The following is a 17,456-nucleotide window of genomic DNA, read 5'->3' as shown; positions in this document are numbered from 1 at the left end:
GATAGGATCAGGAAAACATGTAACTGCCCTTTCCCCAACCGCAAAGAGCCGATGACGGATAGATCTGAGACACAAAACACCGTGAAGCCCGCGCCAAATGCCGATGGGCTGGCCGCAGCCGCCCGTGCCGCTAGCAAAAAAGGCCCGCCGCCCGTGCATTTGTGGAACCCGCCCTTTTGTGGCGATCTCGATATGGAAATCCGCACCGATGGAACGTGGTTTTACCAAGGCACGCCGATGGGGCGCGAGGCTTTGGTGAAGCTTTTCGCTTCGATCCTGAAGCTGGAAGAGGGCAAGTATTTCCTTGTCACCCCGGTGGAAAAGGTGGGTATCCGGGTCGAGGATGCGCCCTTTATCGCGGTGGATTGCGTGGCCGAGGGCAGCGATCTGACCTTTACCACCAATGTGGGCGATACGGTCACCGCGGGGCCGGAAAACCCGATCCGGGTCCAATTTGCAAGCGATGGCGAGCCGCGCCCCTATGTGCATGTGCGCCGTGGGCTTGAGGCGCGGATTGACCGCAAAACCTTCTATAGGTTGGTAGATATCGCCGAGCCCGTGCCGCATGAGGGCGAAGATTGGCTCGGCCTCACCTCGGGCGGTGTGTTCTTCCCGATCACCCGGATGGCGGATTTGTAAATGCGGCTGCGCTTGGCGGCGGATTTGTCCACGCTGTTTTTGGAACTGCCCGAACCGGCGCGGTTTGGCGCGGCGCAGGCGGCGGGGTTTAGTGGTATCAGCTTGCCCGCCCCCTATGATGGGCCAGTGCAGGATTTGCGCGACCGTCTGGTGATGAACGGGCTTGTATTCACCTCCATGCAGGCGCCGCCCCCCAATTATACTGGCGCATTGCCCGGCTTTGCAGCGGCACGTGATGGGCAAGATCGGTTTCAGCGCGATTTCAAACGCATGGCGCGCTATGCTGATGTGCTTAAACCGGCCGTGGTCGAGTTGCGCGCGGGGCCGGAGGGCGATTTCGCAACCTTGGTCGAAAATCTGCGCTGGGCCTGCGATGCCGCGCCCAAACGCGTGTTCGCGATAGCCCCCTATGCGAGCGGCGACTTTCTGACGGGTTATGATCAGCTGGCCGAGGTGCTTGACGCCGTCTCGCAGCCCAACCTTGGCCTTTTGCTCGATACTTGCGAAGCGGTGGCCTTGGGCGCAGCGCCGTTGGCGCTTTGGGAGCGCTTTGCGCCGCAGGTAAAACTGATCCGCCTTGCTGCGGCCCCAGACAGGTCAACGCCCGGTAGCGATGGGCTGGACCTTAAGGCGCTCTTCAAGCAGGTGTCGAAAGACAAATTCAAAGGCTGGATCAGCGCCGATTATGTGCCGAAACTGACGACCTCGGCAGAATTGGGCTGGCTTTCGGCGGCAAAGAAATGAGTTTTAACAGCAGCTTTGCAACTTTCCGAAATTAAGAAATCATTCGGGCAAGATCGGCAATGTTGCGGGCGCCCATCTTGGCGAGCACGCGCGAGCGGTGCACTTCAACGGTGCGCATGGCAATGCCAAGGCTGTCGGCGATTTGCTTGTTCATCAGCCCTTCCAGCATCAATTCCATCACCTCGGCCTCCCGCGCGGAAAGGCTCGCCCGCCGCGCCTCGACCGCTTCGCGGGCCTGCGCTTCAGCCAAGCGCCCGGCGTGGGCCGCCATCGCAGACAGCGCGATATCGACGATGTGGTTGTCGTTGAACGGCTTTTCGACAAAGTCAAAAGCACCCGATTTCAGCGCCTCGACCGCAAGCGGCACATCGGCATGGCCGGTCAAAAAGATCACCGGGGGAATGAGCGGCTGGCCGGGCAGCGCTTGCAGCGCATCAAGCAGTTGCGGACCAGAGATCCCCTCCATCCGCACATCAAGAATGAGGCAGCCACAATCGGGCAGGGGCCATGCCGCCAGCGCCGCCTCCCCCGAGGGCCAGCCCTGCGCCGCAATCCCGCGCGAGGCAAAAAGAAAGCTCAGGCTGTCGCGCAGACCTTCCTCGTCATCGACGATATGGACGGTGTCGCTCATGCAGGGCCTCCTTCGCTGTGCACCGGCAAGGTGAAGGTGAAGCTTGTGCCGCCTTCGGGGCGGGGGTGATAGACGAGCCGCCCGTGGTGCAATTCCACAATCGACCGACAGATGTTCAGCCCCATCCCCATGCCCTCGGATTTGGTGGAGGTGAAGGGGTCAAACAGGCTGGCGGCCACAGTATCAGAAATCCCCGGCCCAGCGTCCACCACCTCCAAGAACACCATGCTCTCGCCATGGGTGAGCCGCACCTCAAGTTCTGGGCCGGTGCGCGGCCCCTCCGCCATTGCCTCAATGCCATTGCGGATCAGGTTCACCAACACCTGTTCGATCAAGATCCGATCCGCGCTGACGGGCGGGATCTGCCCCGCAATCACGCTTGATAGCTTCACCCGGTTTTCGCGCGCCAAAGGCGCCATCATCGCAATGGCATCGGCCACCACCTCGGGCAAATCAAGCGGGCCAAGTTGCGGCGCGCGCTTGCGCACAAAATCTTGCACCCTGCGAATAATCTCCCCCGCGCGGCGCGCTTGGGTCGCCATCTTTTCAAACGCTTGGCGCAGCATCCCCATATCGGGCTCGGGCTGTTCAAAAAGGTTCAGCCCTCCCGCCGCATAAGAGGCAATGGCCGCAAGCGGCTGGTTCAACTCATGCGCCAGGGTCGAGGCCATCTCGCCCAACGTCACCAAGCGCCCGGTGCGGGCCAGGCTTTCATCTTGGGCGCGGGCGCGCCGCGCGGCGCCCTTTGCCTCGGTGATGTCGATGATGGAGCCCATCCAACCGCGATGCTTGCCCCCCGCATCAATCAGCGGGGCTTCATAGACCTGCACCTCTATCTCAACCCCGTCGGCACGCCGAAAACGCGTTTCAAAGGCTTGCGGCACGGCTGGCCCTTCGGTCAACTGCCGCTGCCGAGCGAGCGTTTCTTCCATTGTGTCAAAGGCCCAATAGGGCATCGGAGAGGCGCGGCCCACCAACTCCTCGGCCGTGTAGCCCACCAATTTGCAAAAAGCGGCGTTCACATAAAGAATGCGGCCCTGCAAATCCTTGGCACGCATGCCCACCGTCAGGCTTTCTTCCATCGCCCGACGAAAGGCCATTTCGGCATGGAGCCGTTCTTCCGCACTGCGACGGCGGGTGGCGCTGCGATGTAGGGCGGCCAGAGCTAAAATGGCAAAGACGGAAAGCGCCCCAATCGCGGCAATCAGCGCCGAGGGGCCAATCACTGGTGGCGCATCATAGGCCATGATCTCCAGCGTGGTGCCTGCAAGCGGCGGATCGAAACTGATCCCATGATACGGCGCGCCCTCAGCCACAGGGCGGCGCGCGCGCTCCGCCAAAGTGCCAGAGGCATCCGTCACCCGGACGCCATATTGTTCGGCAATCCACCAAGGGATATGGCGCTCCAGCATCATCGGCAAAGAGACGGAGGCGACGACTACTCCGCCATTGGCCGAGATGCGCTGCGCGAGCGACACGACCCCATTGCGCACAGAGCTATAAACCGGGCGCGCCGTAACCGCGCCAGAGGCCAAAAGTTGCGCGGCCAACGCCCCTTCACCGTGATCAGGGCTTTCGGGCTGCGCGGCCACAAGCCGTCCATCAACGCCATACCAGCGAATACCCAAAGTTTCTGGGTTTGAGGTGATATGAAGCCGTGCCCGCGCATTCAGGAGGTTTTGCGCCGTGCCACCTGCCGCATCCAAGGCCAGCCGGACTAGCTGATCTTCATCGACCGACATTTGAAAGCTGAGCGTCTGTTCTACCCACAGCGCATCGGTTGCCAGTTTTGCCCGTGCGCGGGTGGCATCGGCTTGCGCCACAAGGAAAACCAGCGTGCCCACAAGCCCGACCAGCGCAACAATTGCCACCAGCGGGATCAGCGCCAACAGGTCCACGCGCTGTGCCCCCAGCACCTCAGACGCACTCCAAACCTCGGCCTCCTGAGGCTGGGCGGCGGCCTTGCGTTTGCCAAACAATCCCACGGTCGTTCCTTTCTTCCGACCCATAGCACGGATAACGATTGCGGAAAGCCGCAATAGCGCCGCGCAAGATTATTGCGCAATAAGGCGCGCGTTCCGCCAAGGAGAGCGGAGACGGAGGAGAATCATATGTTGACGCGTCGTATTCTTGGGGCCCTCGCGGGCGCCACCGCCCTGACCCTTGCCATTGCCGCCCCGGCTGTGGCCGAGCCGATCGTGCTCAAGTTCAGCCACGTTGTCTCGCCCGACACGCCCAAAGGCAAAGGCGCGGCGAAGTTTGAGGAACTGGCCGAGCTTTACACGGATGGTGCGGTGGATGTGGAGGTCTACCCCAACAGCCAACTTTACAAAGACAAAGAAGAGCTTGAAGCGCTGCAACTGGGTGCGGTGCAAATGCTCGCCCCCTCGTTGGCCAAATTCGGCCCGCTCGGCGTGCAAGATTTCGAAGTCTTCGATCTGCCCTTCATCTTCCCGAGCTATGACGCGCTGCACAAAGTCACCCAAGGTGACGTTGGCAAAATGCTGTTCGACAAGCTGGCCGATAAAGGCATTGCGGGTCTGGCCTATTGGGATAACGGCTTCAAAGTCATGTCGGCCAACAGCCCGCTGCATGTGCCGGATGACTTCCTCGGCCTGAAAATGCGCATTCAATCCTCGAAAGTGCTGGAAGCGGAAATGAACGCGCTGGGCGCGGTGCCGCAAGTCATGGCGTTCTCGGAAGTGTATCAAGCGCTGCAAACCGGCGTTGTGGATGGCACCGAAAACCCGCCGTCGAACATGTACACCCAGAAAATGAACGAGGTGCAGTCGGATGCGACGCTCTCGTATCACGGCTACCTTGGCTATGCGGTGATCGTGAACAAGCAATTCTGGGATGGCCTGCCCGAAGATGTGCGCGCTGGTCTTGAAAAAGCGATGGCCGAAGCGACCGAATATGCCAACGGTATCGCCAAAGAAGAAAACGACAAGGCGCTGGCCGCGATGATGGAAACCGGCACCACCACCTTCCACGAACTGACCGAAGAAGAGCGCGCCGAATGGATCGCGGCTTTGGCTCCGGTTCACGAAGAAATGGCGGATCGGATCGGCGCGGAGACGATCGCCGCCGTCAAAGCCGCCACCGCGGAATAACCATCACTCACCGGGCGGCCCCACGCGGGCCGCCTTTTCCCATGACTTTGCCTGACGGGGGCCGCCATGCTGCGCATCCTCGACCGGGCCGAAGAAGTGCTGATCGCCGTGCTGATTGCCACGGCGACGGTTCTGATCTTTGCCTCGGTCACTCATCGTTTCGCTCTTGGCTTCGTTGCCGATTTTGTTCGTTATTTCCGGGTGCATGATATGCCCGAGGCCTCAGCCATGGCCAAAAGCGCCTATCTGAGCCTGCGCAATATCAACCTCGTTTGGGCGCAAGAACTGACGATCATTCTGTTCGTTTGGATGGCGAAATTTGGTGCGGCTTATGGGGTGCGCACCGGCATCCATGTCGGCATTGACGTGCTGATCAACCGGCTTGATGCAGCGAAACGGAAGTTCTTCATTCTGTTTGGGCTCTCGGCTGGCGCGCTGTTCACCGGGATTATCGCGGTGCTGGGCGGCAATTTCGTCCATCACATGTATTACGCCTCCTCGATCTCACCCGATCTCGAAGTGCCGATGTGGATTGTCTATCTCGCCATTCCGCTTGGCTCCTCGCTGATGTGCTTCCGCTTCTTGCAAGTGGCCGTCAGCTTTGCCCGCACCGGGGAATTGCCGCATCACGACCATGGCCATGTCGATGGGGTGGATACCGAAGACGAGGGGATTGACGAGCTGGGCGATGCCTATCTGCATTCGCCGCTGACGCCCCGCGACCTTGTCGAAAAAGAAAAGGACAAGTGAGATGAGCGCTTTGATCATTTTCGGGCTGCTGATCGCCCTGATGCTGACCGGCATGCCAATCTCGATCTCGCTTGGCCTGACGGTGCTGACCTTCCTTTTCACCATGACCGAAGTGCCGATTGATACCGTGGCGCTGAAGCTTTTCACCGGGATTGAGAAGTTCGAGATCATGGCGATCCCGTTCTTCATTCTGGCGGGCAACTTCCTCACCCATGGCGGCGTGGCAAAGCGGATGATCAATTTCGCCACCGCCTCGGTTGGGCATTGGCATGGCGGTCTGGCGCTGGCGGGCGTGTTTGCCTGTGCGCTCTTTGCGGCGGTGTCTGGTTCGTCGCCCGCGACCGTGGTCGCCATCGGCTCAGTGATCTTGCCCGCTATGGTGGCGCAGGGCTTCCCGAAGCAATTTGGTGCGGGCGTGATCACCACCTCGGGTGCGCTGGGCATCTTGATCCCGCCTTCGATCGTGATGGTGATGTATGCGGTTGCAACCTCTGGCATGCTGGTCGAAGGGCCGGACGGCGAGGTGGTCGATGCCGCCTCGGTTGGTGAGCTCTTCATCGCGGGTGTGGTGCCGGGGATGATGCTGGCCGGTTTTCTGGCCTTCACCACCTGGTATCGGGCGCGCAAGAACAACTATCCGCGCCTGCCCAAGGCCAGCTTCCGCGAGCGTTGGACGGCGTTTCGCGAAGCCATGTGGGGGTTGTTGCTGATCATCGTCGTGATCGGCGGGATTTATGCAGGCATCTTTACCCCCACCGAAGCAGCGGCGATGAGCGCGGTCTATGCTTTCGTGATTTCGGTCTTCGTCTATAAAGACCTGACGCTGCGCGATGTGCCGCGTGTGCTTTTGGCCTCGGCCAACATGTCGGCGATGCTGCTTTATATCATCACCAATGCGGTGCTCTTCTCCTTCTTGATGACGCATGAGGGCATTCCCCAAGCGCTGGGCAACTGGATGGTGGACGCCGGGCTGAACTGGTGGATGTTCCTGATCATCGTGAACGTGCTGCTGTTGGCAGCGGGCAACTTCATGGAGCCCTCGTCGATCGTGTTGATCATGGCTCCGATCCTGTTCCCGGTGGCGGTGCGGCTTGGCATTGACCCGGTGCATTTCGGCATCATGATCGTTGTGAACATGGAAGTCGGCATGTGTCACCCGCCGGTAGGGCTCAACCTCTATGTGGCGAGCGGTATCACCAAGATGGGTATCACAGAACTGACCGTGGCCGTTTGGCCGTGGCTGCTGACGATGCTGATCTTCCTCGTTCTGATCACCTATGTGCCGGCGATCACGCTGACGCTACCCGGACTTTTGGGGATGTAAGCGCAAGAGGTTTTGCCGACGAAAAAGGCCGCGTCCGGTTCGCCCGGGCGCGGCCTTTCGATCTCAAAGGGATTTGGTTTTTAGGCTGCCGCTTCGCTGGGGGTGGCGAGTGCGACGATATCCATCATGATCCGGTTCAGCTCAAAATCCTTGGGCGTGTAGATCCGCGCGACGCCGAAGGCTTTAAGTTTCACCGCATCCTCATCGGGGATGATGCCGCCCACAACCACCGGAACATGGGTCAGGCCAGCGGCACGCATCCGATCCATCAACTCCTCAATCAGCGGCAGGTGAGAGCCCGACAAGATCGACAGGCCGACCACATGCGCGCCTTCGTCCAGCGCTTGCGCCACGATTTGTTCGGGTGTCAGGCGGATGCCTTCATAGGAAATGTCCATCCCGCAATCGCGCGCGCGGAAGGCAATTTGCTCGGCCCCGTTGGAGTGCCCATCAAGCCCCGGCTTGCCGACCAAGAACTTGAGCCGCCGGCCCAGTTGCGTGGAAACGGCGTCGACGGCGGCGCGAATGTCTTCCAACCCTTCCGTGCGGTTCGAGGGGCTGCGCGACACGCCCGTTGGCCCACGGTATTCGCCATGGACTGCGCGCATCACGCCCGCCCATTCGCCCGTGGTCACACCCGCTTTGGCGGCTGCAATCGAGGCGGGCATGACGTTTTTGCCCGCCGCCGCATCGGCACGCAGTTGCGCAAGAGCGGCCTCAACAGCGGCTGTATCTCGGGCCGCGCGCCATGCTTCCAACCGGGAGATTTGGTCGGCTTCTACCGCCGGGTCGACGACCATGATGCCACCATCGCCTGCGGTAAGCGGCGAGGGTTCGCCCTCGGTCCAGCGGTTCACGCCCACAACCACGGTTTCATTGGCTTCAATCCGGCCAAGGCGCGCGGCGTTACTTTCGACCAAGCGGCCTTTCATATATTCGATGGCGGCAATCGCCCCGCCCATCGCGTCGAGCGTTTCAAGCTCTTGCCGCGCCCCGGCTTTGAGGTCTTCGACCTTCGCGGTCACCGCCGGGTTGCCATCGAACAGATCGCCATATTCAAGCAAATCGGTCTCATAGGCCATGATCTGCTGCATCCGCAGTGACCATTGCTGATCCCACGGGCGCGGCAGGCCCAAAGCCTCGTTCCACGCGGGCAATTGCACCGCACGCGCGCGGGCGTTCTTGGAAAGCGTCACCGCCAGCATCTCGATCAAGATCCGGTAGACGTTGTTTTCCGGCTGCTGCTCGGTCAGCCCAAGGCTGTTCACCTGCACGCCATAGCGGAAGCGGCGGTATTTCTCTTCTTCAATCCCGTAACGCTCGCGGCAAATCTCATCCCACAACTCAGTGAAGGCGCGCATCTTGCACATCTCGGTCACGAACCGGATGCCCGCATTCACAAAGAAGGAAATCCGTCCGACCATCGCCGGGAAGCCGTCCGCCGGGACTTTGGTCTTGAGATCATCGAGCACCGCAATGCCCGTGGCAAGCGCGAAGGCCAGTTCCTGCTCCGGCGTCGCGCCCGCTTCTTGCAAATGGTAAGAACAGACGTTCATCGGGTTCCATTTGGGCAGATTTTCGCGGGTATAGGCCGCCACATCGGTGATCATCGCGAGGCTGGGTTTGGGCGGGCAAATATAGGTGCCGCGCGAGAGATATTCTTTCACCAGATCGTTTTGCACCGTGCCTTGCAGCTTGGAGACATCGGCCCCTTGCTCTTCGGCCACCGCGATATAGAGCGACAACAGCCACGGCGCGGTGGCATTGATCGTCATCGAGGTGTTCATCTGCTCAAGCGGGATTTGGTCAAAGAGCGCGCGCATATCGCCCAAATGGCACACCGGCACACCGACTTTGCCCACTTCGCCCCGGCTCAGCACGTGATCGCTGTCATAGCCCGTCTGCGTCGGTAGATCGAACGCAACCGAAAGCCCCGTCTGCCCCTTGGCAAGGTTCATCCGATAAAGCGCATTCGATTTTTCTGCCGTGGAATGGCCAGCATAGGTGCGAAACAGCCAAGGCTTGTCCTTGGCGGGCGGTGCGGGTGTCGTCGTGTCGGTCATGGCGGCCTCCGGCGCGGGCGATTCTTTGTTCGCAAGATTGTTATTCAATGAAGCTGATACGCGTAACAATGTGTCGCTGTCAATTCGCTGCGGTGCGGCAAAGTTTGAAACAGCGAAATTCTTTAAAGTTATTGGCCGCAATCAATTGACTGATCACGTGGCTGTGTAACGCTAGCGCATCGGCAATTACGCCGAGTCAGCATGGGTCTATCCCAGAGGGGGAAAACATGGTGTCCAGACGATTTGTGACGATGGCCGCTCTTGCGGGCATGCTTGCTTCTATCGCGGTACCGGCTGCGGCGCTGGATCGGCGCGTAAAGATTGTCAACGTCACGGGCTACACGATGGTCCGGTTTTATGGCTCGAATACCGGGTCGGATAGTTGGGAAGAAGATATCCTTGGCCGGGACGTCCTGCCCTCGGGTGACTCTGTGGTCATCAATTTCGATGATGCATCGGGCTATTGTAAGTTCGACTTTAAGGCCGTTTTCGAGGATGGCGATGAGCTGATCAAGGAAGGTGTGAACGTCTGCGAAATTGGCACTTTCACCTATCGATAGCTCAAATAGGCGGCCAACTTCGCCCGAAGTGGCCGCCTGTCTCACAAACGCTGCGGTCGCGCGGTCATAAAATTACAAAAACACAACGTCAGGCATTGCATTGTTGCGCATGCGCAGTTAACTCCTTCCGGACAGCGCCTCGATTCTGCGGCGCGGCGAAACCCAGGAGACGCTGATGGCCCTCGATCAGAATACCGGCATTGCGCCTTACGAAGCCCCCGAGAAAGACCTCTACGAGATCGGCGAGATGCCGCCGCTCGGGTATGTTCCGAAGAACATGTACGCATGGGCGATCCGTCGTGACCGCCACGGCGAGCCGGAGCAAAGCTTCCAAGTTGAGGTCGTCCCCACTTGGGAGATCGACAGCCACGAAGTGCTGGTTCTGGTGATGGCCGCAGGCGTGAACTACAACGGGATTTGGGCCGGTCTTGGCGTGCCGGTGAGTCCGTTCGATGGCCACAAACAGCCCTATCATATCGCTGGTTCGGATGCGTCTGGGATCGTCTGGAAGGTCGGCGACAAGGTGAAGAACTGGAAAGTGGGCGACGAGGTCGTGATCCACTGCAACCAAGACGATGGCGACGATGAAGAGTGCAACGGCGGCGACCCGATGTTCTCGCCGAGCCAGCGGATTTGGGGCTATGAGACGCATGACGGCTCGTTTTCGCAATTCACCCGTGTGCAGGCGCAGCAACTTCTGCGCCGTCCGCAGCACCTGACCTGGGAAGAAAGCGCCTGCTACACCCTGACGCTCGCCACCGCCTACCGGATGCTGTTTGGCCACGCGCCGCATGATCTGCAACCGGGGCAAAATGTGCTCGTTTGGGGGGCCTCGGGCGGTCTTGGCAGTTTCGCCATTCAGTTGATCAACGCGGCGGGCGCCAATGCCATTGGCGTCATCTCGGATGAAGATAAGCGCGATTTCGTTATGGGCCTTGGCGCCAAAGGCGTGATCAACCGCAAAGACTTCAAATGCTGGGGGCAACTGCCCACGGTGAACAGCCCCGAATATAAAGAATGGCTCGGCGAGGCGCGCAAATTCGGCAAGGCGATCTGGGAGATCACCGGCAAAGGCGTCAATGTCGATATGGTGTTTGAGCACCCCGGCGAAGCGACCTTCCCCGTTTCCACCCTTGTGGTGAAAAAGGGCGGCATGGTGGTGATTTGCGCCGGCACCTCGGGCTTTAACTGCACCTTTGACGTGCGCTACATGTGGATGCACCAAAAGCGCCTGCAAGGTTCGCACTTCGCGCACCTCAAACAAGCGGCGGCGGCGAACCGGATGATGCTGGAACGTCGGATCGACCCCTGCATGTCCGAAGTGTTCCCGTGGGCGGAGATCCCGCAAGCGCATACCAAGATGCTGCGCAACAAGCACAAACCCGGCAATATGGCGGTTTTGGTGCAAGCGCCCACGACGGGGCTGCGTACCTTTGAAGATGCGCTGGAGGCTGGCCCCAAGGCGTAATCGCCTGGTCTTTGGCTCTAACCCGCGCCTTGTAGGCGCGGGTTTTTGCTTTTATGGCATGCATTTAGTAGAAGCGCGCATAAATCAGCGTTATTTATTTATTTCTTGACCGCATCACGCCGCAGGAGCATTCTGTCCGCGTCGCGCGGAGGAGGCCATTTTGCAAGGTTCGGCAAAAGAAGAAACGGGGCGCGAGAGCGCGGCTCCCGCCAACAAGATCGGCACCGATCACTCGGCGATGCGTGCCCGCAATGAACGTCTTGTTTTGTCTTTGATTCGCCGTCATGGCGCGCTCGCAAAATCTGAAATTGCACGGCTCACCGGGCTTTCGGCGCAGACGGTTTCCGTGATCATGCGCGCCTTGGAAGCGGGCGGTTTTCTGAAACGCGAATCCCCGGTGCGCGGTAAGGTGGGCCAACCCACGGTGCCGATGTCTCTTGCCCCCGATGGGGCTTTGTTTTTGGGGCTCAAAGTGGGTCGGCGGCGCACAGAAATGGTGCTCATCGACTTTTTGGGAGAGGTGCGTGCCTCCACTGTGATGCGCCACGACTACCCAAGCCCGGACGGTGTGTTGCTGTTTGCGCGCGAGTCTATTGCGGAACTGACAGAACCGCTTCCCGCCTCGCTGAAAAGCCGCATTCAAGGTTTGGGGATTGGGTTGCCGTTTCAGCTTTGGGATTGGGCTGAACGGCTTGGCCTGCCCGCTGGGGCGATGGATGATTGGCGCCAGCGCGATATTGGAACGGAACTGGGCGCAAACCTGCCTTGGCCGGTGCTTTTGGAAAATGACGCTTCAGCGGCCTGCAATGCCGAACTGATCTTTGGCAAAGATAAACTGCCGCGCGATTTTGTTTATGCCTTCTTGGGCTTTTTCGTAGGCGGCGGGTTGGTTCTTGGTGGCTCGATGTTCGCGGGGCACAGCGGCAATGCTGGTGCCTTGGCATCGATGCCGGTGCCAGATGGTGCGGGCGGTTCCCGGCAATTGGTCGAACTCGCCTCGCTTTGTGCGTTGGAGCAAGCGCTGGTCGAGCGTGGTCGCGACGGGGCGTTTTTGTGGGAATCTGCCCCGGAATGGGAATTGGAAGAAGAGATCGTCGGCCCGTGGATTGCCCAAGCCGCCAAGGCGCTGGCGCATGTGGCAGCCTCTGCGGGGGGCTTGTGTGATCTGCAGGCGATGGTGATTGACGGCTGGTTGCCGGAAGCGCTGCGTTCCCGTTTGATTGCCGCGATTGAGGAAGAGCTTGAAAAGATCGACCTCTCTGGCATGACCCCGCCGAAGATTTTGGCGGGCACGGCAGGGCCACTCGCGCGTGCGCTTGGCGCGGCAAGTCTGCCGCTTTCGGCGAAGTTCTTGGTCGAGTTCGGCGGGCTACCGGACGCGCCCGCCCGCGATCAATAAAGCGTCGGGGCGCGCAGCCCGATCATCGCCCAGATCTGCGCCATCGCGCTGTGCAGCGGCACCGTGCGGAACATATCGGCGAGCATCTTGGCGTCGGCCTTGATCCCCTCCCAAGCGCCGCGCTTCGAACCCTTCCAAGGGCTGGCGACCTTGGGCCATTCCACCACCATGATCCGGGCGCGGGCCGCGATCATGCGCCGGTTCAAGTGCATTTCCAGCCCAAAACGCGGCAGCGCGCGCAGGGCCTCAGGTGCGCCGATCAGTGCTTTGGGCAGTACACGTTCCCCCGAGATGTAATCGAGCCCGATCAACCGCCACAAAAGTGGCGCGTTGCCCCGAAGGGAAATCGTCACGTCGGCGCGACCGTCCCGCACCGGAAAAATCAGCGAAGCAAGCGATTCCGGTGCAAGCCCAAGAAGGTCACTATCCAAGAGTAAGATCAACTCATGCTCTGCTGCGGCCACACCTTCGGCCACGGCCCAGCTTTTGCCCCGGTTTTGCGGCAAGCGGATTAGCCGAATACCGGGCACGCGGGCGGCGATCTCTGCCGTGCCATCGCGCGAACCATCGTCGACCACGATCACCTCGTCGATCAGCGGATGGTCGATCACCGAGTTCAGAACGGCCTCAATCCGGGGCGCCTCGTTATAGGCGGGAATGATGCAGCTTAGACCTTTCATACCTTCACCTCCGATACGACGCCCGGCGCCATCGCGCTGCCGCGCCATTCAAAACCGCGACTGCGCCAAGTTTGCAGCCAAAGCGGTGCCAAAAGCAGATCGCGAAGGACCATTGCGGTGATGTCTTCGCGTTTGGAGGGCCAACCGGCAAAGCGCATCATCGCCAGTTCTGCCCCATACCAAAGGCCAAGGAACGGCAGCGCGGTGGGAAGGGTCGCCCAGCCAAACAGAGGCACCAGCGCAGCCAAAGGCACAAACGGTCCAAGCAGAATTTCAGCGGCAAAGAGCCCGACAAACCCATCGCGCCGCACCCGGGCCCAACGCAGTTGCCGCGCCCAAACAGCACCAAAGTTGCGCGGCCCAATCGGTTGGGTGAAAGCTTGCCGGGTCAGGCGCACCTTCAACCCTTGATCGCGCACGCGCTTGGTGGAGGCGACATCTTCTGCCAAATCGCGCCCAAGGCTCACCAACCCGCCGGCACGTTCCAGCACGTCGCGGCGCCACATCAGCGTTTTCCCCTGCGCATAGCCAAGCCCCACGCTATCCGCCGCCAGTTGCCAGCGCCCTTGGAACCCATTGAGGAAGGCACATTCCAGCGCCGCCGCCATGCCCTCGCCGCGCACGCCAATCGGGGGAGAGGTCACCAGCCCGGTGTCGGGGCGGAAGGCGGCCAAAAGCTGTTCGATGTAATCGGTCGGCAAAAGCAGGTTAGAATCTGTCATCGCGACAAAGTCACCCCGTGCCGCCTGCCAGCCTTTTTCAAGGTTGTTGAGCTTCGGGTTCGCGGTGATCCGGTCTTCGCCCACCATCACGCGTGCATTCACCTGCGGGTGCTGCGCGATCAGCTTTTGCAAGAGCGCCACCGCCGGGTCTTCTTCCCGCGCCGCGCAGAAGATGATCTCCAAGTTCGGATAGCTTAGATGAAAGGTTGAGCCGAGCGTTTCCTCATCATGATTGTCCAGCCCGCAAACCGGGCGCAACAAGGTGATGAGCGGCGCATCAGCCGGCAAATTCCGCGGCGAGGGCTTGCGGTAACGAAGCATCGTCAAGACAGCCGAAGCGAGATGCAGCCCCAAGGCCAAAACAGCAAAGCCAAGGGCGAGGTAGGCAAAAATCATTGGGTAATCCCTTCGGCCATCGGGCCGGATGTGGGCACGGCTTCGGGGGCGGCCTGCCATTCAATCAGTTGCAAAGAGCCATCAAAGGTCTCCACCAGCGCGGTGCGGCTATCGACCCAATCGCCGCAATTGGCGTAAGTGATGCCGTCGCTTTCCCGCAGCGCCGCCTTGTGGAAGTGGCCGCACACCACGCCATCGTGGTTGCCCGCTTTTGCGAGCGCGGCCAAACGCTGCTCAAACCCGTTGCCGACCATCATCAACTGGTTCACGCCCGAGATCAGCAATTCAAAAACGCCCCGCTCCATCGACGGGCGCAGATGGCGCAACCATGCATCAACAGCACGCAAAGCGGCATCGGCACGCGAGCCGATCCGGGTCATTAGGTGGAAGCGGAAGATCCGCGCATCGCATTGGTCACCATGCAGCACAAGGTAGCGGGCACCATCAGCGGCGATATGCGTCAGGCTATCAGCGCATTCAAACCGATCAAGCCGCCCACCACCGCCCGGTCGCAAAGCCGCATCATGGTTGCCCGGCAAATAGACCACACGGGCGCCCTCGGTCTGGCGGCGGGTCAAATCTTCCCAGATCGCATCCTGTTTGGCGCCCCAATGCACTTTGCCGGGGTGCCAGATATCAAGGATATCGCCGACCAAATAGATTGTATCGGCTTCTACAGTTTTCAGAAACTCAAGAATATCGTCTGCGCGGCACCCGCGCGCCCCCAGATGGAGGTCGGACAAAAAGAGTGTGCGGAAGCGTCGGCGCGGCAGTTGACGTGATGTATCGAACATGTAGGCCCCCCGGGGTGATGGCACATCTAGGCCATGAACCTCGGGGAAGACGGTTCCGTTGCAGCGTGACGAAACTTTCGTGACACAGCTTTATGCCGCAGATGAAAATGCCCCGAAACACAGCCACAAATCAGTGATTTGCGAGATTTCGGGGCAGATATCGTCAGATTGCCGCAGCTGCAGCCTTAGGCGCGGGCAATCAGCGCCGAGGGGCGATAGCGGGCGATGGTACGCGCGATCATCCCGGCCAAAACCGCTTTCACAAGGTCGCCGGGGATAAAGGGCGCCATGATCAGCGTCGCGGTCCAAAGGCTCATCGGGGTGTCTTCCGGGCCCATTCCGGCATTTTTGAAAAGCCAAAAACCGACGATACCAAGCGCGTAGAGCACGCCGATCCCGCCAAGAACCGAGCCGATCCCGGCGGCCACAGCCACGGGCAGCGCGCGGATGCGCTCCACAATGAAGCCCGTCACAAAGGCTGCGGGCAGCCAGCCAATCAAGAAGCCTGCGGTCGGGCCAACAAAAATGCCAAGACCGCCACGGCCACCCGCCAGCACAGGCAGGCCAAGCGCCACAAGGCCTTGCACCAAAAGCACCGCCAGCGCACCGCGCCAGCTACCCAGCACCGCGCCCGCGAGCATGACGCCCAGCGATTGCAGCGTGATCGGGACGCCAAAGCCAAGCGGAATGGCCGGGACAAGGCCCAGAACCACGATCAGCGCGGCAAAGACGGTGATAAGGGTCAGATTACGTTCCATGCTGGTCTCTCCTTGTCGGCAAAGGGGCAATTCCGCCCCGCGCGCGCAGGGCTTCGGCCAAATGATCCGCATCGTCAAGCAGAGAGAATGCGAGCGGGGCGACGAGTTTTGTGCGCGGACGGCGCGGGGACCGGGCACGCCATGCATCGGTCATCGCCGCATAACGGGCACGTAGTTCAGGTATGAAGCGCAGCACCAGCCCAACGGCCAGCGCAGGCAAGCGCGGCGATAGGCCAAAGTGCCGGATCGGCTGCGCGAGCCGTTCGACAAGGGCAATAATTTCCGGCAGCGGCGTTGTCAGCGTGACAAAATTGGCAAGGCCCACCATCGCCACAACCCGGATGCCGAAAACGGCGCCCTGGCTGAACTCGCGTTGCCAAAAGTGCCAAATCACGATCACCGCAACGATCCACAGCACAGGGCGCAAAGCCTGTAGCGCGATTTTGCTGGCGGTGAGCCCCAAGGACAACGTCAGCCCCGCGGCGAGGGCAAGTCCAATCAGCTGCCCCGTCAGCGTGCCAAATTGCATGAGCCCCACCATCAGCACGGCCAACACGCCAAATTTGACGCTTGCGGGCAGTTTATGCGCCCAGCTGCGCTTGGGCAGGGCCAAGCTTAGCATGCCATGCTCCGCGCCAAGTCTTCCATCGCCGCGCGGTAGCGGGGCAGCACCTCATCGGGGGAGCCATCTGCAGCAATCTTGCCTGCCTCAAGCCACAAGATCCGGTCAAACCCTTCGACCCGCGACGGGTCATGGGTGACAATGACGACGTTTTGCTTGAGCGCTTTGATCCGCGCCTCAATGGCGAGCCCCGTCGGCATATCAAGGCTGGCAAAGGGCTCGTCGAACAAAATCCAGCGCGGCTCCATCGCCAAAACCGCCATCAGGCACAGAAGCTGGCGCTGCCCTTGTGAAAGCGCGTGGCTCAGACGGTCTTCCCAATCGGCGCGGCCATGATGGGCCAAAACACTGCGGGCACGGGCCCGTGCCTCGGCCCGGCTGAGGCCTTGTTGCTCCAGCCCAAAGGCAATCTCTTCGACCACAGCGGGGAAGATGATCTGGTGATCGGGGTTTTGAAAGAGCAAGCCCACCGTCTCCAAAGCCCCAGCCCGGTCTTTCAAGACATCCACGCCTTCAACCTTCACCATGCCCGATTGCGGCGCGACCAATCCTGAAATCAGGCGGATCAACGATGATTTCCCCGCCCCATTGCGCCCCACAATACCGATGCGCCGCTCGCGCAACTGCAAGCTGAAATCGCGAAAAACCTCTGCCCCTTCGCGGGTCAGGCTGATGCTTTGGATGTCGATTCCATGTGTCATGGCGCCGCATTGCCCTTTGTGATCGCCCTCGTCAACCGAGCGACTGGTGAAATCTCGACGAGAGTGCTAGGCAGGACGCGCCGGGAAGCTGC

At 60.5% G+C, this 17,456-nt stretch carries 17 protein-coding genes; 8 read left to right on the top strand and 9 right to left on the bottom strand.

The genetic code is table 11. The annotated features are described in order from the left end of the window. The first annotated feature begins 51 nt into the window (after window positions 1-51). Together BW967_RS17505 and BW967_RS17500 are read left to right on the top strand one after the other, a co-directional pair. A complete protein-coding gene (locus BW967_RS17505; protein ID WP_076486389.1) occupies window positions 52-639 on the top strand; it encodes a DUF1285 domain-containing protein in 588 nt (195 codons plus the stop codon). After that, window positions 640-1,383 (top strand): TIM barrel protein, encoded by a 744-nt coding sequence (locus BW967_RS17500; RefSeq protein ID WP_076486388.1) that lies wholly within the window; start codon window positions 640-642, stop codon window positions 1,381-1,383. 31 nt (window positions 1,384-1,414) lie between these two features. Here the strand turns inward: BW967_RS17500 and BW967_RS17495 are convergent, their stop codons facing one another. Together BW967_RS17495 and BW967_RS17490 are read right to left on the bottom strand one after the other, a co-directional pair. Next, a complete protein-coding gene (locus BW967_RS17495; protein ID WP_076486387.1) occupies window positions 1,415-2,014 on the bottom strand; it encodes a response regulator transcription factor in 600 nt (199 codons plus the stop codon). Next, entirely contained in the window at window positions 2,011-3,999 is a 1,989-nt protein-coding gene (locus BW967_RS17490; protein WP_245826616.1) for a sensor histidine kinase, read from the bottom strand. Before BW967_RS17490 ends, BW967_RS17495 begins: the two co-directional genes overlap by 4 nt. Window positions 4,000-4,125: 126 nt before the next feature. On the opposite strand from BW967_RS17490, the gene BW967_RS17485 reads away from it, so the two are divergent. From BW967_RS17485 to BW967_RS17475, 3 genes are all read left to right on the top strand, one after another. Further along, complete coding sequence (locus BW967_RS17485) at window positions 4,126-5,127, top strand: TRAP transporter substrate-binding protein (protein ID WP_076486385.1); 1,002 nt, start codon at window positions 4,126-4,128, stop codon at window positions 5,125-5,127. Window positions 5,128-5,193: 66 nt separating this feature from the next. Then, window positions 5,194-5,877, top strand: coding sequence for a TRAP transporter small permease (locus BW967_RS17480; protein WP_076486384.1), 684 nt, complete (start codon window positions 5,194-5,196; stop codon window positions 5,875-5,877). A gap of 1 nt (window position 5,878) precedes the next feature. After that, window positions 5,879-7,201: a TRAP transporter large permease gene (locus BW967_RS17475; protein ID WP_076486383.1), complete on the top strand. Its 1,323-nt coding sequence runs from the start codon at window positions 5,879-5,881 to the stop codon at window positions 7,199-7,201. 80 nt (window positions 7,202-7,281) lie between these two features. Here BW967_RS17475 and BW967_RS17470 read toward each other — a convergent pair whose 3' ends face one another. Beyond that, complete coding sequence (locus BW967_RS17470) at window positions 7,282-9,264, bottom strand: protein meaA (protein ID WP_076486382.1); 1,983 nt, start codon at window positions 9,262-9,264, stop codon at window positions 7,282-7,284. Window positions 9,265-9,491: 227 nt separating this feature from the next. Here BW967_RS17470 and BW967_RS17460 point away from each other — a divergent pair, with 227 nt between their 5' ends. The 3 genes from BW967_RS17460 (at window position 9,492) to BW967_RS17450 (ending at window position 12,691) form a co-directional block, all read left to right on the top strand. Beyond that, window positions 9,492-9,824 carry a hypothetical protein gene (locus BW967_RS17460; protein WP_076486380.1) on the top strand — a complete coding sequence of 111 codons (333 nt, stop codon included), beginning with the start codon at window positions 9,492-9,494 and terminating at the stop codon, window positions 9,822-9,824. A 175-nt stretch (window positions 9,825-9,999) separates the two neighbouring features. Further along, window positions 10,000-11,292 (top strand): crotonyl-CoA carboxylase/reductase, encoded by a 1,293-nt coding sequence (gene ccrA, locus BW967_RS17455; RefSeq protein WP_076486379.1) that lies wholly within the window; start codon window positions 10,000-10,002, stop codon window positions 11,290-11,292. A 160-nt stretch (window positions 11,293-11,452) separates the two neighbouring features. Next, window positions 11,453-12,691 carry an ROK family transcriptional regulator gene (locus BW967_RS17450; RefSeq protein ID WP_076486378.1) on the top strand — a complete coding sequence of 413 codons (1,239 nt, stop codon included), beginning with the start codon at window positions 11,453-11,455 and terminating at the stop codon, window positions 12,689-12,691. On the opposite strand, the gene BW967_RS17445 is transcribed toward BW967_RS17450, so the two are convergent. From BW967_RS17445 to BW967_RS17420, 6 genes are all read right to left on the bottom strand, one after another. Then, the gene (locus BW967_RS17445; RefSeq protein ID WP_219907874.1) at window positions 12,685-13,371 is read right to left on the bottom strand and encodes a glycosyltransferase; all 687 of its coding nucleotides are present in this window, start codon (window positions 13,369-13,371) and stop codon (window positions 12,685-12,687) included. The two genes, BW967_RS17450 and BW967_RS17445, sit on opposite strands and share 7 nt — an antisense overlap. Further along, window positions 13,368-14,489, bottom strand: a complete 1,122-nt coding sequence (locus BW967_RS17440; RefSeq protein WP_076486377.1) for a ceramide glucosyltransferase — start codon at window positions 14,487-14,489, stop codon at window positions 13,368-13,370. Before BW967_RS17440 ends, BW967_RS17445 begins: the two co-directional genes overlap by 4 nt. Next, a complete protein-coding gene (locus BW967_RS17435; protein WP_076486376.1) occupies window positions 14,486-15,283 on the bottom strand; it encodes a UDP-2,3-diacylglucosamine diphosphatase in 798 nt (265 codons plus the stop codon). The genes BW967_RS17440 and BW967_RS17435 overlap by 4 nt, the downstream gene beginning before the upstream one ends. 185 nt (window positions 15,284-15,468) lie before the next feature. Then, window positions 15,469-16,041, bottom strand: a complete 573-nt coding sequence (locus tag BW967_RS17430) for a biotin transporter BioY (RefSeq protein ID WP_076486375.1) — start codon at window positions 16,039-16,041, stop codon at window positions 15,469-15,471. Further along, window positions 16,031-16,663, bottom strand: a complete 633-nt coding sequence (locus BW967_RS17425; RefSeq protein ID WP_076486374.1) for an energy-coupling factor transporter transmembrane component T family protein — start codon at window positions 16,661-16,663, stop codon at window positions 16,031-16,033. The genes BW967_RS17430 and BW967_RS17425 overlap by 11 nt, the downstream gene beginning before the upstream one ends. After that, window positions 16,657-17,364, bottom strand: coding sequence for an energy-coupling factor ABC transporter ATP-binding protein (locus BW967_RS17420; protein ID WP_076486373.1), 708 nt, complete (start codon window positions 17,362-17,364; stop codon window positions 16,657-16,659). Before BW967_RS17420 ends, BW967_RS17425 begins: the two co-directional genes overlap by 7 nt. Window positions 17,365-17,456: the final 92 nt, after the last annotated feature.

The organism is Rhodobacter aestuarii (assembly GCF_900156655.1).
GTDB classification, from domain to species: domain Bacteria; phylum Pseudomonadota; class Alphaproteobacteria; order Rhodobacterales; family Rhodobacteraceae; genus Rhodobacter; species Rhodobacter aestuarii.
This window is presented reverse-complemented; position numbering and strand designations above follow the sequence as displayed.

Coding starts and splice junctions, on each gene's coding strand:
- BW967_RS17420 (WP_076486373.1), bottom strand. CDS start 17,364: ATGACACATGGAATCGACATCCAAAGCATCAGCCTGACCCGCGAAGGG.
- BW967_RS17500 (WP_076486388.1), top strand. CDS start 640: ATGCGGCTGCGCTTGGCGGCGGATTTGTCCACGCTGTTTTTGGAACTG.
- BW967_RS17470 (WP_076486382.1), bottom strand. CDS start 9,264: ATGACCGACACGACGACACCCGCACCGCCCGCCAAGGACAAGCCTTGG.
- BW967_RS17435 (WP_076486376.1), bottom strand. CDS start 15,283: ATGTTCGATACATCACGTCAACTGCCGCGCCGACGCTTCCGCACACTC.
- BW967_RS17425 (WP_076486374.1), bottom strand. CDS start 16,663: ATGCTAAGCTTGGCCCTGCCCAAGCGCAGCTGGGCGCATAAACTGCCC.
- BW967_RS17445 (WP_219907874.1), bottom strand. CDS start 13,371: ATGAAAGGTCTAAGCTGCATCATTCCCGCCTATAACGAGGCGCCCCGG.
- BW967_RS17440 (WP_076486377.1), bottom strand. CDS start 14,489: ATGATTTTTGCCTACCTCGCCCTTGGCTTTGCTGTTTTGGCCTTGGGG.
- BW967_RS17480 (WP_076486384.1), top strand. CDS start 5,194: ATGCTGCGCATCCTCGACCGGGCCGAAGAAGTGCTGATCGCCGTGCTG.
- BW967_RS17485 (WP_076486385.1), top strand. CDS start 4,126: ATGTTGACGCGTCGTATTCTTGGGGCCCTCGCGGGCGCCACCGCCCTG.
- BW967_RS17460 (WP_076486380.1), top strand. CDS start 9,492: ATGGTGTCCAGACGATTTGTGACGATGGCCGCTCTTGCGGGCATGCTT.
- BW967_RS17475 (WP_076486383.1), top strand. CDS start 5,879: ATGAGCGCTTTGATCATTTTCGGGCTGCTGATCGCCCTGATGCTGACC.
- BW967_RS17430 (WP_076486375.1), bottom strand. CDS start 16,041: ATGGAACGTAATCTGACCCTTATCACCGTCTTTGCCGCGCTGATCGTG.
- ccrA (WP_076486379.1), top strand. CDS start 10,000: ATGGCCCTCGATCAGAATACCGGCATTGCGCCTTACGAAGCCCCCGAG.
- BW967_RS17505 (WP_076486389.1), top strand. CDS start 52: ATGACGGATAGATCTGAGACACAAAACACCGTGAAGCCCGCGCCAAAT.
- BW967_RS17495 (WP_076486387.1), bottom strand. CDS start 2,014: ATGAGCGACACCGTCCATATCGTCGATGACGAGGAAGGTCTGCGCGAC.